This window comes from Microbacterium sp. LWH13-1.2 (genome assembly GCF_038397735.1).
Classification (GTDB): Bacteria; Actinomycetota; Actinomycetes; order Actinomycetales; family Microbacteriaceae; genus Microbacterium.
In genome coordinates this window covers 283,065-300,252 of sequence record NZ_CP151635.1, presented here as the reverse complement: position 1 = coordinate 300,252, position 17,188 = coordinate 283,065, and the positions used below count along the sequence as shown (strand labels likewise).

Here is a 17,188-nt window from a genome sequence, read left to right as displayed (position 1 = left end):
CCCCTACTCGCCTTCGTCTGTTGTCGGTGCCGAGATGAAGGAAAAGCCACCGCGGTTCGGCCACTCGTCTTCCTGCGGTACTGGCACGTCGGTCTTTGCGCCGTCGCTTTGTGGCGTGGTGGCGGCTGCTGCTTCCGCGCTGAGCAGATTCATCGGGTCTGCCGCCACCGCCTTCTCGCGAGCGGACCTCCTGGCCATCGGCTTGTTGTTGCCTCGTCCGGCAAAATCGCGCATGGCGTGCACGAGATCGTGATCCTGCTGCCCGTCGCGGTCGACGGAACGGTGCGCATCGCGCGCAGACCTCCACACGTCCCCCATCATCGGGAGTTCGTGCAGGCCGTTCGACCATCGCAGCGGAATGAACTCGCCGTTGTCCTCGAGCCAGACGACATGCAGGTTGTAGGGATCGACACGGATCGGCCACCTCCCTTTCTGCCGTTTCGACTGCGACTCTCGACGCCTGTAGTGGGCAAGGCGTTCGGAGTCGTAGATGCGGTGCTCGATGGTGACTCCATATCGATTGATCCTGCGGTGCACGATCGGCAGCAGTGCGATGAAGTCATCTTTGGCGAGGGGCACGTGGAGTTCCGGGACGACCTCTCGAAACGCTCGACACATCTCGTTCGGAGTCAGCGAGATCGTTGGTTCCAAGGGGTCGCGAAGTCCGTCGTGATTTCGGTTCTGCCATTCGACCGCCACCCAGTCCTCCAGCAGCTCTTGCATCTGAGCGATGGTGAGCAGCTCTGCCGACTGGGCTTCGACGTTCTTCCCACGGTGTTCGACGCTTCGTCCTACGTATCCCTTGACGTGCTGCAAAAACAGCGACGAGATCGATGCGAAGGTCCGCTCGACATGGGCCTTGTCTGTCGGCGTGTGAGGGGCTGCCTTCGTGAGCGAGATCCCCAGCGCCGCGCAGACCGCGCGAAAGTGTTGAGAAAGAAACGGTCGACCGTTGTCGGTGGTGATCGTCTCCGGGAAGATGAACGGCTGCGAAAGCCGAAGACGTTCATACCTCTCCTGATCGATCAACGCCTCCTCCGCCCACGCAGTCGAGAGCAGTCTTCTCGTTTCACGGGCCCCCTCTGGACGCCGTCCGTAGGGAACCAAGGCGCGCGCAAGCACGATGACCAAGTCCATGCTCTTTGTGGAAACCGGACGCATCACTGCCGCGAGAATGGAGCGGGTCGCGACGTCGACCATGATCGTCAGCTCGGGCCGACCCACGGTTGCAGCGTCGATACGCACCATCACGTCCAGTCGAGTGGTGTCTATCTGCACGTGCTCACCAGGGCGTAGGCCGGGTCGGCCACCGAAAGCACGGTCCGGACGCAATGACAGAGATTCTCGAGTCTTCGCAGAACCGAACGAGAATCGTCCGCGGTCCTCTGCAGCAAGGACCCGATAGAAGGTCGCACGGCTCGGCATCGCGACATCGTCCCCATGATTCCTTCGGACGAGGGCTTCAACCTGCGCGAGGATGACGGCCTTGCTGGTCGTGGATTCTCGCGCGCGACGAGCAAGAACAATATTGAGGGCCTCGATGACGCGCGGATCGATGCTGGATGATCGTCTTGCGCGCCCTTCACGAGAACGCTGATCCGCAACCGCAGCGATCCCGCCCTCCTTGTACGACCTGAGCTTGCGGAAGATGGTCCGTGCCGTCACGGTGCGACCAAGCTCTTGCGCGAGCCTCGTCACTTCCTTCTCGACCGCTTCACGTTGCTGACCATGTGTCTCGGAGGCAGCCGCGATTCGAGCAAGGGCCTCCCTCCACACCAGAAGCTCACTTGTTGACTCCGCTCCTTCGACAAGCGTCTCTGCCGCTCTGAGGAGGAGATCAGTCGCGGGAGGCTCGGCGGCACGGTTGAGTTCGTCATGGCTAACGTCGAACTCGCCACCATCTTGGTCTCTCAAAGTGACCGCGGACGGACACACCACGATCACGTCATAGATCTGTCCGCGCCACACAATGCGCGATCCTGCTTTAGCGTTCATGCGTCGTTCCTCCACGTCACGAGGGTTCTCAAAGACAACGGTTGTTCGAGATCTGCATCGAGGCGATGACTCCAAATCAGCGCGTAACAGGTCCCCAGTCCGTCCTGACTCCCGCCCAGTCGTTCCGCTGCCTCACTGATCGTTCCGGCGAACCCGGACAGCACCTGCGCCGTGTCGTCGACCGACCACCTTGGCTCACGGAATCGCATCAAGAAGCGGACGTTCGCATCGCGTATCGGGGAGTCTTCCGAGTACACGACGTAGCGCCACCCGAAGTCAGCGCACAGCACGGCGGTGCGGTCGAACACCGCTCTCGCTTCGGCATCAATCCGCTGCAGCGGCCGCACATCGACGAGCATCCTCGACCCGTCGGCGAACCGTACGAAGAAGTCCGGGGCATGATTCCCCGGATCTGCACCCAACCACCGAATCCACATCGGTTGACTGGTGACGGAGCGTATGCCCTCAAGACGATCCAGTTCGATCAGGAACGATCGTTCCGCAAGTGACTCGAACCCGACGTGCGCCTGCACGCCCTGCATGTAGAGGAGACCTGAGTAGTGCTGCTTGCCCGGCCAGGTTGGAAAGTCGCGCACCGGTTCACAGTCTTCGAACGGCACGCTCCCCGCATCGGCAGCGTCCACCTCGACTCGTACGCCATCGAGCTGATACTCGATCCGACAAGGAGCAATCACCGGCACCTCAGCGGGCGCTGGCCACACAAAATTCAAGAACATCATCCAAGCCCATCGACGAACAACAGTTGTGTTCGTCCGGCGGCCTAAGACGACGTGAAGCCGAACGCGCCCCTCGCTGACGATGACTCATCGAGGTGAATTGGGAGATGTGCCTGCTTCGCGATCAAGGTACGCGGTCGCCACGAGCAGGCGTGGGCGACACGCCGCCGAGTTGTGACGCGTGGGTGAGAAAACTGACAACTCCGAAGAGCGTCACTGACAGGTACGTGAGAAAGTGACAACTTCCGCGAGATGGGACAACAACACGGTCGCAGTCGCGAAGATTCCGTGACCAAACCGTTGCATTCGTTATCTCGCCGTTATAGAGTGATCGCACGGTGAATGTTTGCTGTGGCATACACCGCATGTGATTGCAGGACACTCTTGGTGCAAGGGACTAAGGGCCGGTCGGGAGCCTCTCCGACCGGCCCTTTACTGTTGCCGTAATCTGTTCCCATGACCGATCGCAAGCTCGCCCTCGAGGCCTGGGAGAGCCTGTTCCGCGCGCAGCACGAGCTGTTCACCGAGATGAACGCCGACTTCGAGGACACGGATCTCGGTCAGGCCGAGTACGACGTGCTGCTCACCGTCACTCGCTCCCCCGGCATGTCCGCGCGACTGCGCGATGTGACGGCGAACATGCTCATCAGCCAGCCGAGCGTCTCGCGCCTGATCGACCGGATGGTCGCTCGCGACCTCGTCGCGAAGTGCCCCGACCCCGATGACGGGCGCGGCGCACTGATCAGGGCGACGGATGCCGGCGCCAAGGCGTTCCGCAGCATCGCGACCGTGCACGGACGATCCATCGCCGAGCGGATGTCGCGCCTCGACGATGCCGAGCTGAGGACGCTGCGCGACCTGGCGGAGAAGCTCCGCGGCCACTGACCTCTCCCTCCGCAGCACGGCCGCGACGGCCTCAGCGCTTTTCTGGCAGGGTGGAGCGTGAACGCCCGCGCGGCCGCGCCGGCATCCAAGACCGCCCCCTCGGGGGGAACCAGGGAGGTCATCCATGGAGATCGCCGGAATCGTCGGCATCCTCGTCATCGTCGGAATCGCAGTCGTCGCCGCCGTCGTCGTCCTGCTCATCCTGCTGCTGTTCGCGCGCAGCTGGATCAAGGTGGCTCGTGCCGATGAGGCGCTCGTCATCTCGGGACGCAAGCAGAAGGTGGCACGCGCGGTCATCGGAGCGGACGGCTCGACCAGAGACGAGATGTCGGAGTCGCCCGTCACGGTCATCGTGAACGGCAAGTCGCTGGTGAACCCCATCACGCAGCGCCACGAGATCATCTCGCTGCGCTCGCGTCAGGTCTCACTCAACGCAGAGGCCCAGTCGCTCGACAGCGTCACACTCAACGTCGACGGCGTCGCGATCGTGAAGATCGGCTCGGACCCCATCCTCGTGCGCCGCGCCGCCGAGCGTTTCGCCTCGCAGGACAAGGCCATCGAGCAGTTCACCACCGAGCAGCTCGAAGGTGCGCTCCGCGGCATCGTCGCGACGCTCTCGGTGGTCGAGCTCATGCGCGAGCGCAAGAAGTTCTCCGACCAGATCGCGGCCGACGTCTCGCAGGAGCTCGCCGAGCAGGGTCTGATCCTGGACTCTTTCCAGATCAAGGGCATCACCGACAAGGTCGGCTACATCCAGTCGCTCGGTGCTCCCGAGATCCAGGCCAAGCGTCAGTCCGCCGAGATCTCGCAGACCAACGCCGACCGTGCGATCAACCAGAAGAACATCGCCAACCAGGAAGCCAACCTGGTCGAGCAGACCGCTCTCGACACCAACACCGCCAACGCGAACGCCGGCATCGGTCGTGCGCGCGCCGAGGCCGAGCAGGCCGAGAACCTCGCCCGCGAGCAGGCCCAGCAGGCCGTTCTGCAGCAGCAGGCCGAGAACCGTCAGGCTCAGCTCGACGCCGACGTCAAGCGCGTCGCCGACGCCCAGCGGTACGAGGCCGAGACCCGCGCCCAGGCCGAGCTCTACACGCGTGAGCGTGCAGCCGAAGCCGGCGCGATCGAGCAGGTCAAGCAGGCCGAGGCCCGCACCCGCATCGCCGAGCAGCAGGCCCAGGCCGACAAGGCCAAGGCCGACGGTGAGGCCGCAGCCGCGATCGCCCGCGCGACCGGTGAGGCAGACGCCCTGCGCGCCCAGGCCGAGGCCGAATCCGAGGCCCGCCGTCTGCGCGCGAACGCCGAAGCCGACGCCATCCGCGCCGAGGGTGAAGCGCGAGCCGCAGCCGTCGAGGCAGAGGCGAAGGCCATCGCCTCCAACCAGGATGCATTCCTGTCGCAGCGCGTGCTCGATGTGCTGCCGTCGATCATGGCCGAGTTCTCGAAGGGCTACGCCGCGATCGGAAACGTCTCGATCATCGGCGGCTCCAGCGAAGACGGCGCCTCGAACGTCGTCGGCGCCGACAGCGCGAAGGCTCTGAAGTCGGTGTTCGACAGCGTCAGCTCGGCGACCGGGCTCGACCTCGCATCGATCATCCAGGGTCAGGCCGTCGGTCGTGGCATCGGCGAGGGCGTGGCCGCGGCATCCGCCCCGGCCGCCGCGCCTCAGCGCCAGTCGGCACCGACCACGCCGCCGCCACCGGCACCGCCGGCTCCCGCAGCGGAGTAGTCAGCGCACAGAACACAGCGGATGCCGCGGCCGGATCGGTCGCGGCATCCGTCGTCTCCGGACTCGTCCAGAACGGGCAGACTGGAGGGGTGACCACCCCCGCCTTCGACCTCGCCGCCATCGGCGCCGGGCTCTCGTTCGCGGCCGCCGTCGATGACCTCTCCGCAGCGCTCGACGCCAGTGCGTCCGTGGTCGTGAGCGCTCCGCCGGGCACGGGCAAGACCACACTCGTGCCGCCGCTCGTCGCATCGCGGACGACCGGGCGAGTGATCGTCACCCAGCCCCGCCGAGTCGCCGCGCGCGCGGCCGCCCGGCGACTCGCCCACCTCGACGGCACCCCACTCGGCACCCGCGTGGGCTTCACCGTCCGCGGCGAGCGCTCCGCAGGACCCGAGACGCTGGTCGAGTTCGTCACGGCCGGAGTGCTCCTGCGGCGGATGCTGGACGATCCAGGACTCGACGACGTGAGCGCCGTGATCATCGACGAGGTGCACGAGCGCGCCCTCGAGACCGACCTGCTGATCGGCCTGCTGTCGGAGGTCCGTGAGCTGCGCGACGACCTCACGGTCATCGCCATGTCGGCAACCCTCGACGCGCCTCGCATCTCGGCCGTCCTCGGCACCGACGACCATCCCGCGCCGATCATCGACCACGAGGTTCCCGCCTTCCCACTCTCCGAACGATGGGCGCCGAGCCCCGTGCCGCGACTCGATGAGCGCGGGGTCACCAGGGGGTTCCTCGATCACATCGCCGCGACAACGGCATCCGCCGCCCGGGAGCTCATCCGAGGCGATCCTCGTGCCGACGTGCTGGTCTTCGCACCGGGCGCACGCGAGGTGTCGGAGATCGCGCGCCGCATCCGCACCGCGAGCGATGCGTTCGATGTGCGCGAACTGCACGGGCAGATCCCCGCGGCAGAGCAGGATGCCGTGATCCGCGGCCGCGCACCCGACGCCCCTCCGCGCATCATCGTCACGACATCGCTCGCCGAGTCATCCCTCACCGTGCCGGGGGTACGCCTGGTCGTGGACAGCTGTCTCGCCCGACATCCGCAGCGCGACACCGCGCGCGGCATGACGGGTCTGGTGACCACCGCAGCCTCCCGCTCGTCGTGCGTGCAGCGCGCAGGGCGCGCCACCCGCCAGGGCCCCGGCACCGTGATCCGCTGCGTCGACGAGCGCACGTATGCTGCGGCTCCTGCGCGTCCGGCTCCCGAGATCGCGGTGACCGATCTCGCGGATGCCGCTCTGCTGCTCGCCTGTTGGGGCGCCCCCGGCGGCGCCGGCCTGCGGATGATCGACCCGCTGCCCGCCCAGAACCTCGCCGATGCGCTCGCCGTGCTCCAAGGCCTCGGCGCGATCGACGACGAGGGTCGAGCGACCACGGAGGGCCGCATCCTGGCGCGCATCCCGACCGATCCGCGGCTCGCCCGTGCTCTCCGCGACGGGAGCCCGGCGGTCGGGGCGCGACTCGCGGCCGAGGTCGTCGCACTCTTGGGTGGCGACCTGCGCATCGCCGAGGCCGACGTCGCCCAGGCGATCATCGCCCTTCGTGGCGGTCGGGCGCCGGACGCCCGCCGATGGCGCAGCGACGCCGATCGCCTCGAGCGCATGGTCCGCCCGACTCCGGGCGTCCGTTCGAACCTCGACGGGGTCGGCCTCGTGATCGCTCTCGCCTTCCCCGAGCGAATCGCCCACCGCGTCGAGCGCACCGCCGAGGGCGCGACATTCCTGCTGGCATCCGGAACCCGCGCGGGGGTACGCGGTCCGCTCGCGGCGGTCGAGTGGCTCGCCGTCGCCGATGTCGCGCGCGCCTCGGCCCGTGCCGCAGCGGGATCCGGCGCGCTCATCCGGTCTGCGGCCGTGCTCACCGAGACGCAGATCGAGAGCGCCGCGAGTCACCTCATGACCGACCGCGTCGAAGCGGAGTTCGTCGGAGGCCGTGTCCAGGCTCGTCGCGAGCGGCGCATCGGTGCGATCCTGCGCTCCTCGGCGCCGGTGCGCGCATCAGCCGAGGAGGGACGGGATGCCGTGCGCCGGGCGATCCGGCGAGACGGTCTCGGCATGGTGTCTTGGTCCGAGGGTGCGGACGCCCTGCGCCGCCGTCTGGCTCTGCTGCGACGAGAGATCGGCTTTCCCTGGCCCGATGTGTCCGACGCAGGGCTGACCGCGACGCTCGATGCCTGGCTGGCGCCGGAGCTCGACGCCCTCGCGGGTGGCGCCCCCGTGAACAGGCTCGATCTGACGTCGGCTCTTCGCCGGGTGCTCCCCTGGCCCGAGGCCGCGCGGCTCGATGAGCTCGTTCCCGACCGCCTCGAAGTGCCCACCGGTTCGCGCATCCGCATCGACTACCCGCCGCACGATGATGCGACCGCACGCCCTGTCGTCGCCGTGAAGCTGCAGGAGTGCTTCGGTTGGGCCGAGACGCCGCGGCTGGCCGACGGACGGGTGCCGGTGCTGTTCCACCTGCTGTCCCCTGCAGGGCGCCCGCTCGCGGTCACCGACGACCTGGCCTCGTTCTGGTCGGGTCCGTACTCCCAGGTGCGCGCCGAGATGCGCGGGCGCTACCCGAAGCATCCGTGGCCGGAGGACCCCTGGGCCGCGGCACCGACCAGGCATACCAAGAACCGCTCCGCCCGCTGAGCGACGATTCCCGTCGAGTCTCAGGGCGTGCGGCGCCGCAGAGTCAGCGACGCGAGCACGAGCGCCCCGACCCCGAACGCGACGACCACCAGCAGCGGTCCGTAGACGTCCCACCCGTCGTCCCCGGCGGTCACGGCGTTGATCGTGTCGATCGCGTAGCTCAGCGGGAGCCAGTCCGAGATCGCGTACAGCACATCGGGCATCTGATCCCGCGGCATGAAGAGACCGCCGAGGATGATCTGCGGGAAGACGAGCAGCGGCATGAACTGCACCGCCTGGAACTCGGTCTGGGCGAACGCGCTGGCCAGCAGCCCGAGCGCCGTGCCGAGAAGCGCGTCGACCACTGCGACGAGTCCGAGCTGCCACAGCTCACCCTCGACGTCGAGACCGCAGAACCCGACCGCGAACGACACGGTGATGACTGCCTGCAGCAGCGCCATGAGGCCGAAGGCCAGGGCGTATCCGAGGATGAGGTCGGCTTTGCCGAGCGGAGTCGTCATGAGCCGCTCGAGCGTTCCGGATCGCCGTTCTCGCAGTGTCGTGATCGACGTGATCAGGAACATCACGATGAAGGGGAACAGCGCGAGGATCGCACCGCCGAACTGATCGAACACTCCGTCCTGATCGCTGAACAACCAGGCGAAGAGGCCGACGAGCAGGCTCGGGGCGATGAGCATCAGAGCGATCGAGCGAGGGTCATGGCGCAGCTGGCCGAGCACCCGTGCGGCGGTCGCGAGCATCCGTCGGCCGTTCATTCCGCCATCCCCCGTCGCTCGCGCCGTGTGGCGGGCGGGGCGTGGCCCTCGTGCTCACGACTGTCGCGTTCGATCAGGGCGAGGAACGCCGCATCGGGGTCTGCGGCGCCGGTATCGGCGAGCAGCGCCGCGGGATTCGTGTCGGCGATGATCCGTCCGCTCCGCATCAACAGGAGCCGGTCGCATCTCAGCGCCTCGTCCATCACGTGGCTCGACACGATCATCGTCACTCCGCGCTGGGCGAGCCCTCGGAACAGGTCCCAGAGCTCGACTCTCAGCACGGGATCGAGCCCGACGGTCGGCTCATCGAGCACGATGAGTTCCGGTGTGCCGATGAGGGCCATCGCCAGCGAGATCCGCGTGGTCTGGCCCCCGCTCAGCGATTCGACGAGCTGTCCGGACTGAGCACGCAGACCCACTTCATCGATCACGCGGTCGACATCGCCCTTCGGCGCCTGGAGAACGGACGCGAAGTACGAGAGGTTCTGACGCACGGTGAGGTCGCCGTACACGGCAGCACCCTGCGTCCCGTAGGCCACCCGGTGACGCAGCTGCCGCGACCCGCCCGGCTCCCCCAACACTGTCACCGTGCCCTCAGCGATGCGCTGCACCCCGACGATCGAACGCATCAGCGTAGTCTTGCCACACCCGGACGGGCCCAGGAGTCCGGTGATCTCACCCTGCGGGATCGTCAGGTCGATCCCGTCGAACACGCACGTCTTTCCTCTGCGCACACGGAGTCCCGAGACCTCGACCGCCGGACCGCTCGTCATGATTGATTATCTGCCCGAGAGGCCGCGTGGGCGACCCCTAGTCGAGCAGATGCCGCAGGTAGCGCTGCGGGTCCTGCAGGAACGACCGCCAGTGGTTCACGATCTCGAGGTTGTTCCATTCGGCGGGACGGATGCCCCAGTCGCCCACCTCGAGGATCCGAGCCCCCGGGAGTGCCGCGAGCACCGGCGAGTGGGTGGCGCACAGCACCTGACCGCCCTCGTCGACGATGCGCTGCAGCACGGCGATGAGGGTGAGCGTCGACTGGAACGACAGCGCGGCTTCAGGTTCGTCGAGACAGTAGAAGCCAGGCTCGTCGAATCGGCTCTCGAGGAGGGCGAGGAACGACTCGCCATGACTCATCTCGTGGAACGGCACATCTCCCCGTGGGGAGGGGTTCTCTTCGAGGTAGGTGTAGAACGAGTGCATCGTCTCTGCCCGCAGGAAGAAGCCCCAGCGGTTCGCGCCGACTCCTCGCTGCAGCGTGAGCCACTCCGACAGCGGCGACTCGGTGGCTCGCGTGCTGTGCCGGGCGAACTTCGACCCTCCCTCAGGAGAGAGTCCGTAGGCGATCGCGATGCCCTCGACGATCGTGGATTTGCCGCTGCCGTTCTCACCGACGAGGAAGGTCACCCCGGGAGAGAGGTCGATCCCCGACTTCAGCACCTGGGCCACAGCAGGGATGCTCGTGGGCCACACCCTCCCGGGCTCGGGGGCGTCGTCGTTCGCCCGCACGGCGACGACCGGCTGCTCTCGTCGACGACGGCTGCCGGGGGTCCAGATCGATTCCATGCGTTCCTCCTCCGACGGAGGCTAGTCCCAGCCACCGACGCGGCCGTCGGGCAGGCGGCTCAGCACTCGATGACGTTGACCGCGAGCCCGCCCTCGCTGGTCTCCTTGTACTTCGTCGACATGTCGATGCCGGTCTGGCGCATCGTCTCGACGACCGCATCCAGCGAGACGTAGTGGCTTCCGTCGCCGCGAAGGGCGAGGCGAGCCGCCGTCACCGCGGTGGAGGCGGCGATCGCGTTCCGCTCGATGCACGGGATCTGCACGAGACCGCCGATGGGGTCGCAGGTGAGTCCGAGGTGATGCTCCATGGCGATCTCGGCGGCATTCTCGATCTGCCGGTTCGTGCCGCCCATCACGGCGGTGAGGCCGCCGGCGGCCATCGCGCACGCCGAGCCGACCTCTGCCTGGCATCCGCCCTCGGCCCCCGAGATCGAGGCATTCGCCTTGAACAGCGACCCCAAAGCAGTGGCGGTGAGCAGGAACCGTCGGATGCCGCGGCGACGGTTCGCCTCGGCGACCGCGTCGGGGTCGTCGATCGCTCCGACGGCGACGAGCGATGCCTCCGCGCCGAAGCCGAGCAGCGCACTGCCGACGAGTTCTCCGTAGGGAGTGACCGCGTTGCCGGCACCGAGGCCGGAGTCGGCCAGGAACCGCCACCAGTACATCGCTACCGCGGGCAGGATGCCGGCTGCGCCGTTCGTCGGCGCGGTGACCACCCGACCGCCCGCCGCGTTCTCCTCGTTGACGGCGAGAGCGAAGGCACCCAGCCACTCGCCCGGAAGCTCGCGGTGCCCGTCGGCCTCGGCCTCTTCGAGCTGCCCGCGGATCGCGCTCGCACGGCGCTTGACCTTGAGCATGCCCGGAAGCACCCCGTCGGAGTGCAGCCCGTTGTCGACGCAGGCGGCCATCGCATCCCATATCGCGTCGAGGCCTGCTGCGACGTCGTCTTCCGAGCGCTGCGCCGTCTCGTTCAGGCGGGCGATCTCGGCGATCGAGAGTCCGTGCTCGTCGCAGAGCGCGAGCAGCGATGCGGCGTCCGCATACGAGTATGGCAGCGGAGCCGCAGAGATCTTCGCCTCCTCGCCGTCCCGACGGATGAACCCGCCGCCGACGGAGTAGTAGGTCTCCTCTGCGACGATCTGCCCGTCGGCATCCCGCGCGGTGATCGTCATGGCGTTCGGGTGGCCGGGCAGACGGGTCCGCGGCTCGAACACGACGTCCGTCTTCGAGAACGGGATCTCGTGAGACCCGTCGATTCGCAGCGCCGCCCCGTCGCGAAGGTCGGTCCACGCTGACCGCACGTCAGCCGGATCGCAGGTCTCCGGCGCCAGACCGCGCAGCCCGGCGACGACCGCATCGGGTGTGCCGTGTCCGATTCCGGTGGCGCCGAGGGAGCCGTACAGCGTGCATCCGACGCGCGCGACGCGGTCGAGCGCTCCTGTCGCGCGGAGCCGGTGTGCGAACTCGAGCGCCGCCCGCATCGGCCCGACCGTGTGGGAACTCGAGGGGCCGACTCCGATGGAGAAGAGATCGAAGGCCGAGACGTACGCTGTCACCTCCCCAGCGTACGTCGTGGTCAGGAAGACGGGTCGGGGCATCGCCGTCAAGGCCCTTCTCGCCGCGGAATCGGAGATCGATCCTGGTAGGGCACTCGATGCGAAAGGACGATCATGACCGACAGCACACCCGCACAGGATCCGACCTCCAGCGCCGCCCCTGAGGCACAGGCGCCGACCCCCACTCCGTCGTCCGGCGACGCCGGGGAGTTCACGACCCCGGGCGAGAGCACGGAGGCCCCGGCGGAGGCGGAGTCCCCGGAGGACGCCGATCCGTCGGAGATCCCCGACAACGACGAGCTCGAAGAGCCGAGCACTGAGAAGGAACCGTCGGAGGAGCCCAAGGCCCCGACACGCAACGACCCCGAACCCGACCATGAAGCGGTCGGGATCGGGGTCATCGACGGTCCGGAGACCGACGAGGGCGACTGAGCGACTCCTACCTCGCTCGGCCACCCGGTCGCTCCCGTCGCGATGCACCCTGCGACGGGAGCGAGTTCGGATGCGGGCTACTCGACGAGCTTGCCCTCGGTGTCGACCTCGCGCATGAGCTCCGCGATCTCTGCGGGGATCTCGGGGATCGGCTCGTGCGTCACTCCCCCGGTGGGCGACCAGACGAGGTTCACCTGCAGCGTGGGATCCGTGTCGGGATAGTCGCTGCGGTTGTGGCACCCGCGCGTCTCGCGGCGCTCGAGCGCGGCCTCGATCGTGGCGCGCGCGGCGAGCGCCGACGCCTTGAGGTCGAACGCATGGGCGAGATCCTGGAATCCCGCGATGTCGGGGTGGATGCCGATGTCCTCCATGCGTCCTTCGATCATGTCGAGGTCGGCGAGGCCGGCACGGAGCCCCTCCTCTGACCGCACGACACCGGCGTGCTGGGTCATCGTGTTGCGGATCGCCCGCTGCAGGGCTCGGACGTTCTCGCGACCGTCCGCTGCGAGCAGGTCGTCGATCTCGGCACGAGCCTGCGCCACGGCATCCGCTGACCGTCGCTGCGCGTCGAGACCCGCCGCGTGCGCCATCGCCGCCCGCCCGACGATGCGGCCGTAGACGAGCAGCTCGATCAGTGAGTTGCCGCCGAGGCGGTTGGCACCGTGCAGCCCGCTCGATGCCTCGCCGATCGCATAGAGACCGTCGACGTCGGTCTGGTGGTCCTCCGGACGCACCCACACCCCACCCATCGAGTAGTGCGCGGTGGGCGCGATCTCGATCGGTTCGGTGGTGATGTCGAGCATCTGCAGCTCCATCATCGTCTGGTAGACGCGGGGCAGCCGGGTCATGATCGTCTCGCGCGGCAGATGGGACACGTCGAGCCAGACGCCGCCGTTCTCCGTACCCCGCCCCTCGGCGATCTCGGTGTACGCGGCGAGCGCCACGCGGTCGCGGGTCGAGAGCTCCATGCGCTCGGGGTCGTACTTCGACATGAACCGCTCGCCGAGGGCGTTGCGCAGAATGCCGCCCTCGCCGCGCGCGGCCTCGGAGATGAGGGTGCCCGCCGCGTTCTCGGGTTCGATGATGCCCGAGGGGTGGAACTGCACGAGTTCGGGATCGCGCAGTCGGGCCCCTGCCTCGACCGCGAGACGGAACGAGTCGCCGGTGTTCTCGTCGCGGCGCGACGACGTTCGACGCCAGATGCGGTTGTGTCCACCGGCGGCGAGGATCACGGCATCCGCGTGGATCAGGTAGCGCGTGCCGTCGGACTGGTCGAAGCCGTAGGCGCCGAAGACGACGTTGTCGCGCACGAGCAGCCGGGTGATGTAGACGTGGTCGAGGATCGGCACCTCGAGCTGTTCGGCCTTCGCGACGAGGGTGCGCTGGATCTCGAGGCCGGTGTAGTCGCCGGCGAAGGCTGTGCGGCGGAACGTGTGCGCGCCGAAGAACCGCTGTGAGATGCGCCCGTCGTCTTCTCGGGCGAAGTCCATGCCCCAGCGCTCGAGGTCACGGATGCCGCGCTCCGCCCCCTGTGTCACGATCTCGACCGTGTGGGGGTTCGCGAGCAGGTAGCTCTCCTTGATGGTGTCGGCCGCGTGCTGCTGCCAGCTGTCGCCCTCGTCCATGGTTCCGAGAGCGGCGTTGATGCCGCCGGCGGCGAGGGAGGTGTGGGCATCCTGTCGGGGGCGTTTGCCGACGGCGAGGACGTCGATGCCGTGTTCGGCGACCTCGATCGCCGCGCGCAGCCCGGATCCGCCGGTCCCGATGACCAGGACCGTGGTGGAGATCTGACGTTCGCGAGTACTCATGCGTTCCACGCTAGGTAGGGCGACCTAATAACTCCAATGCATTGTTCTACTGGTATCGATAGACTGCAGGCATGAACCTCGAGCAGCTCCGCGGGTTCGTCGAGGTCGCACGCCTCGGCCACTTCACCCGCGCCTCCGAGCACCTGCATCTCGCCCAGCCGTCGCTCAGTCGACAGATCTCGACGCTGGAGCGCGAACTCGGGGCCGAGCTCTTCCATCGGGCTCGCGGACACATCGCGCTCACCTCCGCCGGCGAAGCGCTGCTCCCCCGCGCACAGCGGATGCTCGCAGAATCCGACGCCATCCGCGAGGAGATGGGCGAGCTCGCGGGGCTCCGCCGTGGACGCGTGCGTCTCGGCGCCCCGCCCACGCTCTGCATCAGCCTCGTCGCCGAGGCGATCAGCACGTTCCACGCCGACCACCCCGGGGTCGACCTGCACCTCACCGAGAGCGGCTCGCGCCTGCTCGTCGACCAGCTCGCCGTCGGGGCGGTCGACATCGCACTGATCACCGAGTCGGAGGGGCCTCCGCCGTCGGGGTTCAGCCTGTCGCGCATGCCGCTGCTCACCGAGGAGCTCGTGGTGGTCTCCGCGGCATCCAAGCCCCCGGTGTCGTCGTCCTCGTCGATGAGTCTCGCCCATCTCGCCACCCTCCCCCTGATCGCCCTCGACGAGACCTACGAGCTGCGGGCGACGACCGATGCGGCGTTCCGCTCGGCCGGGTTGACCCCGAACTTCGTGCTGGAAGGAGCGGAGATGGATGCGGTGCTGCGCTTCGTCGAGCGCGGTGTCGGGGTCGCAGTCGTCCCCGCGATGGTGCTCTTCGACCAGCCGGCGCTGCGGTCGGTGCGACTCACGCATCCGATGATGACGCGCACCGTGAGCCTCGCCCACCGCGCCGATGTCACACCCGCGATCGCCGTCGCCGCGATGCGACGTGTGATCGTCTCGACGGCGGCCGACTACGCGCGACGCGACCCCGCGATCACCAGCCTGCTCGACTGAGGTCCGTTCAGCCGGCGAACACTCGCGTGAGCCGGACCACCAGCAGACCCACCGACACGATCAGCCCCAGATACGCGAGGCCGAGCCCGACGATGGCTGCGGCGCGGAATGCGCCGTGTCGCCGCACGGCGGCGTGGCCGATCAGCGCCGCGGCCGCAGCGATGCCGATCGCGACGAGGTATCCGACGATGCCGCTCGGCAGCGCGAAGAGCGACACGATAGCCAGGACGCCGCACACCAGGCCCACCACATGCCATACCCGGTGGTTCTGGGCCTGCTCGGGAAGCGTCATGTGCACGAGCCTACCGAGCCGGGGCGGCGGGATCCCCGTGCGCACTCCCGGAGAAACGCAAAACCCCCGCCGCTTTCGCGACGGGGGTTTCAGCTGATGTGCGCCCGAAGGGACTCGAACCCCTAACCTTCTGATCCGTAGTCAGATGCTCTATCCATTGAGCTACGGGCGCTCCTGGACCGCTCAGCGGGCCGTGGAACAGCCTATAACAGTCCACACTCGAATGCGAATCGAGCAGGATCAGTCGTCGTCATCGGGGACGGTCTGCTTCTTCTTGCGCTTGGCTTTCGCGCGCTGCAGAGACGAAAGATCCTGCAGGTCGACGAGGCGGAGCGCCTGCATCCGGGCCTCGCGCATCCGCTCGTAGTCGGGGTCCTGATCGGGACGCATGCCCTCGACGCGCAGCCGACGATCGAGGTTGTGGCGCACGTCGGCCCAGGCCCCCTCTCGGGCCTCCTCGACGATCGCGCGCAGCGCGGCCTCGTTCTCCATCGTCTCGCGCAGCTTGGTCGCGACTCCGTGCGACTGCTTGGCGCGGCGACGGAGGTTGCGCACGTCGCGGTCGCGGTAGTCATGCGTTCCGGAAGGGTCGGAGTGGCGACCGCGAGCACGCTTGCGCAGCTCGGTCAGGTTGCGCTCGACCTCTTCGGACTCCTCGGCCATCGCCCGCAGCGCTTCTCGCGCGTCGGCGACGTACTTGTCGGTGTCGAACACGCCGTTCTCGGCGATCGTGCCGATGAGGATGTGATTCTTGACGGCGAGGCGCGCGGCAGCGGTCGCGATCGCAACGCCTTCGGCGATGGCCTCCGCAGTTCGTCCCACCGCTACCTCCTCTCTTCGAGCGTACCGGTATCGCTCCCCCATGCAGTGGGCCAGAATGGATCGGAATCGGGTCGCCACGGCCTGCTCTACGACCTGCGGCACTCCCGGACGCCGCCAGGAGGAGTGCAATGAAGCGTCTCACCCTCACCGGAAGCACCACAGTGATCACCGGGGCCGCGAGCGGCATGGGCGCGGAGATCGCCCGGATCCTCTCCGCGGACGGCGTGCACCTCGCTCTGGTCGACCACAACGCGGAGGCTCTGGAGACCGTGGCGGCAGACCTCGGGGGCACGACCGTCACCACGCACGTCGTCGATCTGCGCGACGATGATGCCGTCTTCGCCGCAGCGGACGAGATCACCTCGACCCACCCGCACGTGAACGCGCTGATCACGTGTGCCGGCTCCTCGATGCTGGGAAACCTCGACCAGCTGACCATGGAGGAGATGCGCTGGCTGACCGATGTGAACCTCTGGGGCACGGTGTCGATCACCAAGGCACTGCTCCCGACGCTCCGCCGGGAGCGCGCCGCGCACATCACGCACCTCGCGAGCATCTACGCTCTGGCGGCTCCCGCGGGGCGCATCCCCTATGCACTCAGCAAGTACGCCGTGCGAGGGTTCTCCGAGGCGCTTCGCCACGAGCTCGAGGGTTCCTCGGTGACGGTCGGCGCGATCTATCCGGCCGGCGTGCGCACGGGCATCATCCTGCATGGCCGTTACGCCGCGGCCATCGACCCCGCGGTGGCGGCACGGGCGGCGGCCGCACAGGCGGCGATGTACCACACCGAGCCCGCGGATGCCGCGGCGCAGATCGTGCGTGCGACCGAGCGACGTCGGGCGCGCACCATGGTCGGCCGGGAGGCGCGCCTCGTCGACGTGCTCGTGCGCGTCGCGCCGGCGGCCTACTGGCGCGTGATGCGGCGCCCGCTGCGCGAGGCGGTCGACACGACGACCCCGATCCGCTGA

Annotated in this window: 15 protein-coding genes and 1 tRNA gene; 6 read left to right on the top strand and 10 right to left on the bottom strand. The window is 68.0% G+C overall.

The genetic code is table 11. The annotated features are described in order from the left end of the window. Positions 1-3 precede the first annotated feature (3 nt). Complete coding sequence (locus MRBLWH13_RS01280) at positions 4-1,995, bottom strand: Mu transposase C-terminal domain-containing protein (protein WP_341956545.1); 1,992 nt, start codon at positions 1,993-1,995, stop codon at positions 4-6. Beyond that, positions 1,992-2,735 carry a TnsA-like heteromeric transposase endonuclease subunit gene (locus tag MRBLWH13_RS01275; protein ID WP_341956544.1) on the bottom strand — a complete coding sequence of 248 codons (744 nt, stop codon included), beginning with the start codon at positions 2,733-2,735 and terminating at the stop codon, positions 1,992-1,994. The genes MRBLWH13_RS01280 and MRBLWH13_RS01275 overlap by 4 nt, the downstream gene beginning before the upstream one ends. Before the next feature lie 453 nt (positions 2,736-3,188). Here MRBLWH13_RS01275 and MRBLWH13_RS01270 point away from each other — a divergent pair, with 453 nt between their 5' ends. The 3 genes from MRBLWH13_RS01270 (at position 3,189) to hrpB (ending at position 7,988) form a co-directional block, all read left to right on the top strand. Further along, a complete protein-coding gene (locus MRBLWH13_RS01270) occupies positions 3,189-3,617 on the top strand; it encodes a MarR family transcriptional regulator (RefSeq protein ID WP_341956543.1) in 429 nt (142 codons plus the stop codon). Between the two features lie 124 nt (positions 3,618-3,741). Continuing rightward, positions 3,742-5,346 (top strand): SPFH domain-containing protein, encoded by a 1,605-nt coding sequence (locus MRBLWH13_RS01265; RefSeq protein ID WP_341956542.1) that lies wholly within the window; start codon positions 3,742-3,744, stop codon positions 5,344-5,346. A gap of 89 nt (positions 5,347-5,435) precedes the next feature. Next, a complete protein-coding gene (hrpB, locus tag MRBLWH13_RS01260; protein ID WP_341956541.1) occupies positions 5,436-7,988 on the top strand; it encodes an ATP-dependent helicase HrpB in 2,553 nt (850 codons plus the stop codon). A gap of 20 nt (positions 7,989-8,008) precedes the next feature. Here the strand turns inward: hrpB and MRBLWH13_RS01255 are convergent, their stop codons facing one another. The 4 genes from MRBLWH13_RS01255 to MRBLWH13_RS01240 are packed head-to-tail and all read right to left on the bottom strand — an operon-like array spanning position 8,009 to position 11,862. After that, positions 8,009-8,743, bottom strand: coding sequence for an ABC transporter permease (locus MRBLWH13_RS01255; RefSeq protein ID WP_341956540.1), 735 nt, complete (start codon positions 8,741-8,743; stop codon positions 8,009-8,011). Then, complete coding sequence (locus MRBLWH13_RS01250) at positions 8,740-9,516, bottom strand: ABC transporter ATP-binding protein (protein WP_341956539.1); 777 nt, start codon at positions 9,514-9,516, stop codon at positions 8,740-8,742. The genes MRBLWH13_RS01255 and MRBLWH13_RS01250 overlap by 4 nt, the downstream gene beginning before the upstream one ends. Before the next feature lie 37 nt (positions 9,517-9,553). After that, entirely contained in the window at positions 9,554-10,306 is a 753-nt protein-coding gene (locus MRBLWH13_RS01245; protein WP_341956538.1) for an AAA family ATPase, read from the bottom strand. A 59-nt stretch (positions 10,307-10,365) separates the two neighbouring features. Then, on the bottom strand, positions 10,366-11,862 hold the full coding sequence (locus MRBLWH13_RS01240) for an L-serine ammonia-lyase, iron-sulfur-dependent, subunit alpha (RefSeq protein ID WP_341956537.1): 1,497 nt from the start codon (positions 11,860-11,862) through the stop codon (positions 10,366-10,368). 114 nt (positions 11,863-11,976) lie between these two features. Between MRBLWH13_RS01240 and MRBLWH13_RS01235 the strand changes: the two genes are divergently transcribed. After that, positions 11,977-12,294, top strand: coding sequence for a hypothetical protein (locus MRBLWH13_RS01235; protein WP_341956536.1), 318 nt, complete (start codon positions 11,977-11,979; stop codon positions 12,292-12,294). Positions 12,295-12,371: 77 nt separating this feature from the next. Here MRBLWH13_RS01235 and MRBLWH13_RS01230 read toward each other — a convergent pair whose 3' ends face one another. Continuing rightward, a complete protein-coding gene (locus tag MRBLWH13_RS01230) occupies positions 12,372-14,102 on the bottom strand; it encodes an FAD-binding protein (protein WP_341956535.1) in 1,731 nt (576 codons plus the stop codon). Between the two features lie 71 nt (positions 14,103-14,173). Here MRBLWH13_RS01230 and MRBLWH13_RS01225 point away from each other — a divergent pair, with 71 nt between their 5' ends. Further along, complete coding sequence (locus tag MRBLWH13_RS01225; protein ID WP_341956534.1) at positions 14,174-15,106, top strand: LysR family transcriptional regulator; 933 nt, start codon at positions 14,174-14,176, stop codon at positions 15,104-15,106. 7 nt (positions 15,107-15,113) lie between these two features. Here MRBLWH13_RS01225 and MRBLWH13_RS01220 read toward each other — a convergent pair whose 3' ends face one another. The 3 genes from MRBLWH13_RS01220 to MRBLWH13_RS01210 all read right to left on the bottom strand — a co-directional run bounded on the left by MRBLWH13_RS01220 (position 15,114) and on the right by MRBLWH13_RS01210 (position 16,220). Beyond that, a complete protein-coding gene (locus MRBLWH13_RS01220) occupies positions 15,114-15,398 on the bottom strand; it encodes a hypothetical protein (RefSeq protein ID WP_341956533.1) in 285 nt (94 codons plus the stop codon). Positions 15,399-15,497: 99 nt separating this feature from the next. Further along, positions 15,498-15,570 (bottom strand) — tRNA-Arg (locus MRBLWH13_RS01215). Positions 15,571-15,638: 68 nt separating this feature from the next. Beyond that, complete coding sequence (locus tag MRBLWH13_RS01210) at positions 15,639-16,220, bottom strand: asparagine synthase (RefSeq protein ID WP_341956532.1); 582 nt, start codon at positions 16,218-16,220, stop codon at positions 15,639-15,641. A 128-nt stretch (positions 16,221-16,348) separates the two neighbouring features. On the opposite strand from MRBLWH13_RS01210, the gene MRBLWH13_RS01205 reads away from it, so the two are divergent. Further along, on the top strand, positions 16,349-17,188 hold the full coding sequence (locus tag MRBLWH13_RS01205; RefSeq protein WP_341956531.1) for an SDR family oxidoreductase: 840 nt from the start codon (positions 16,349-16,351) through the stop codon (positions 17,186-17,188).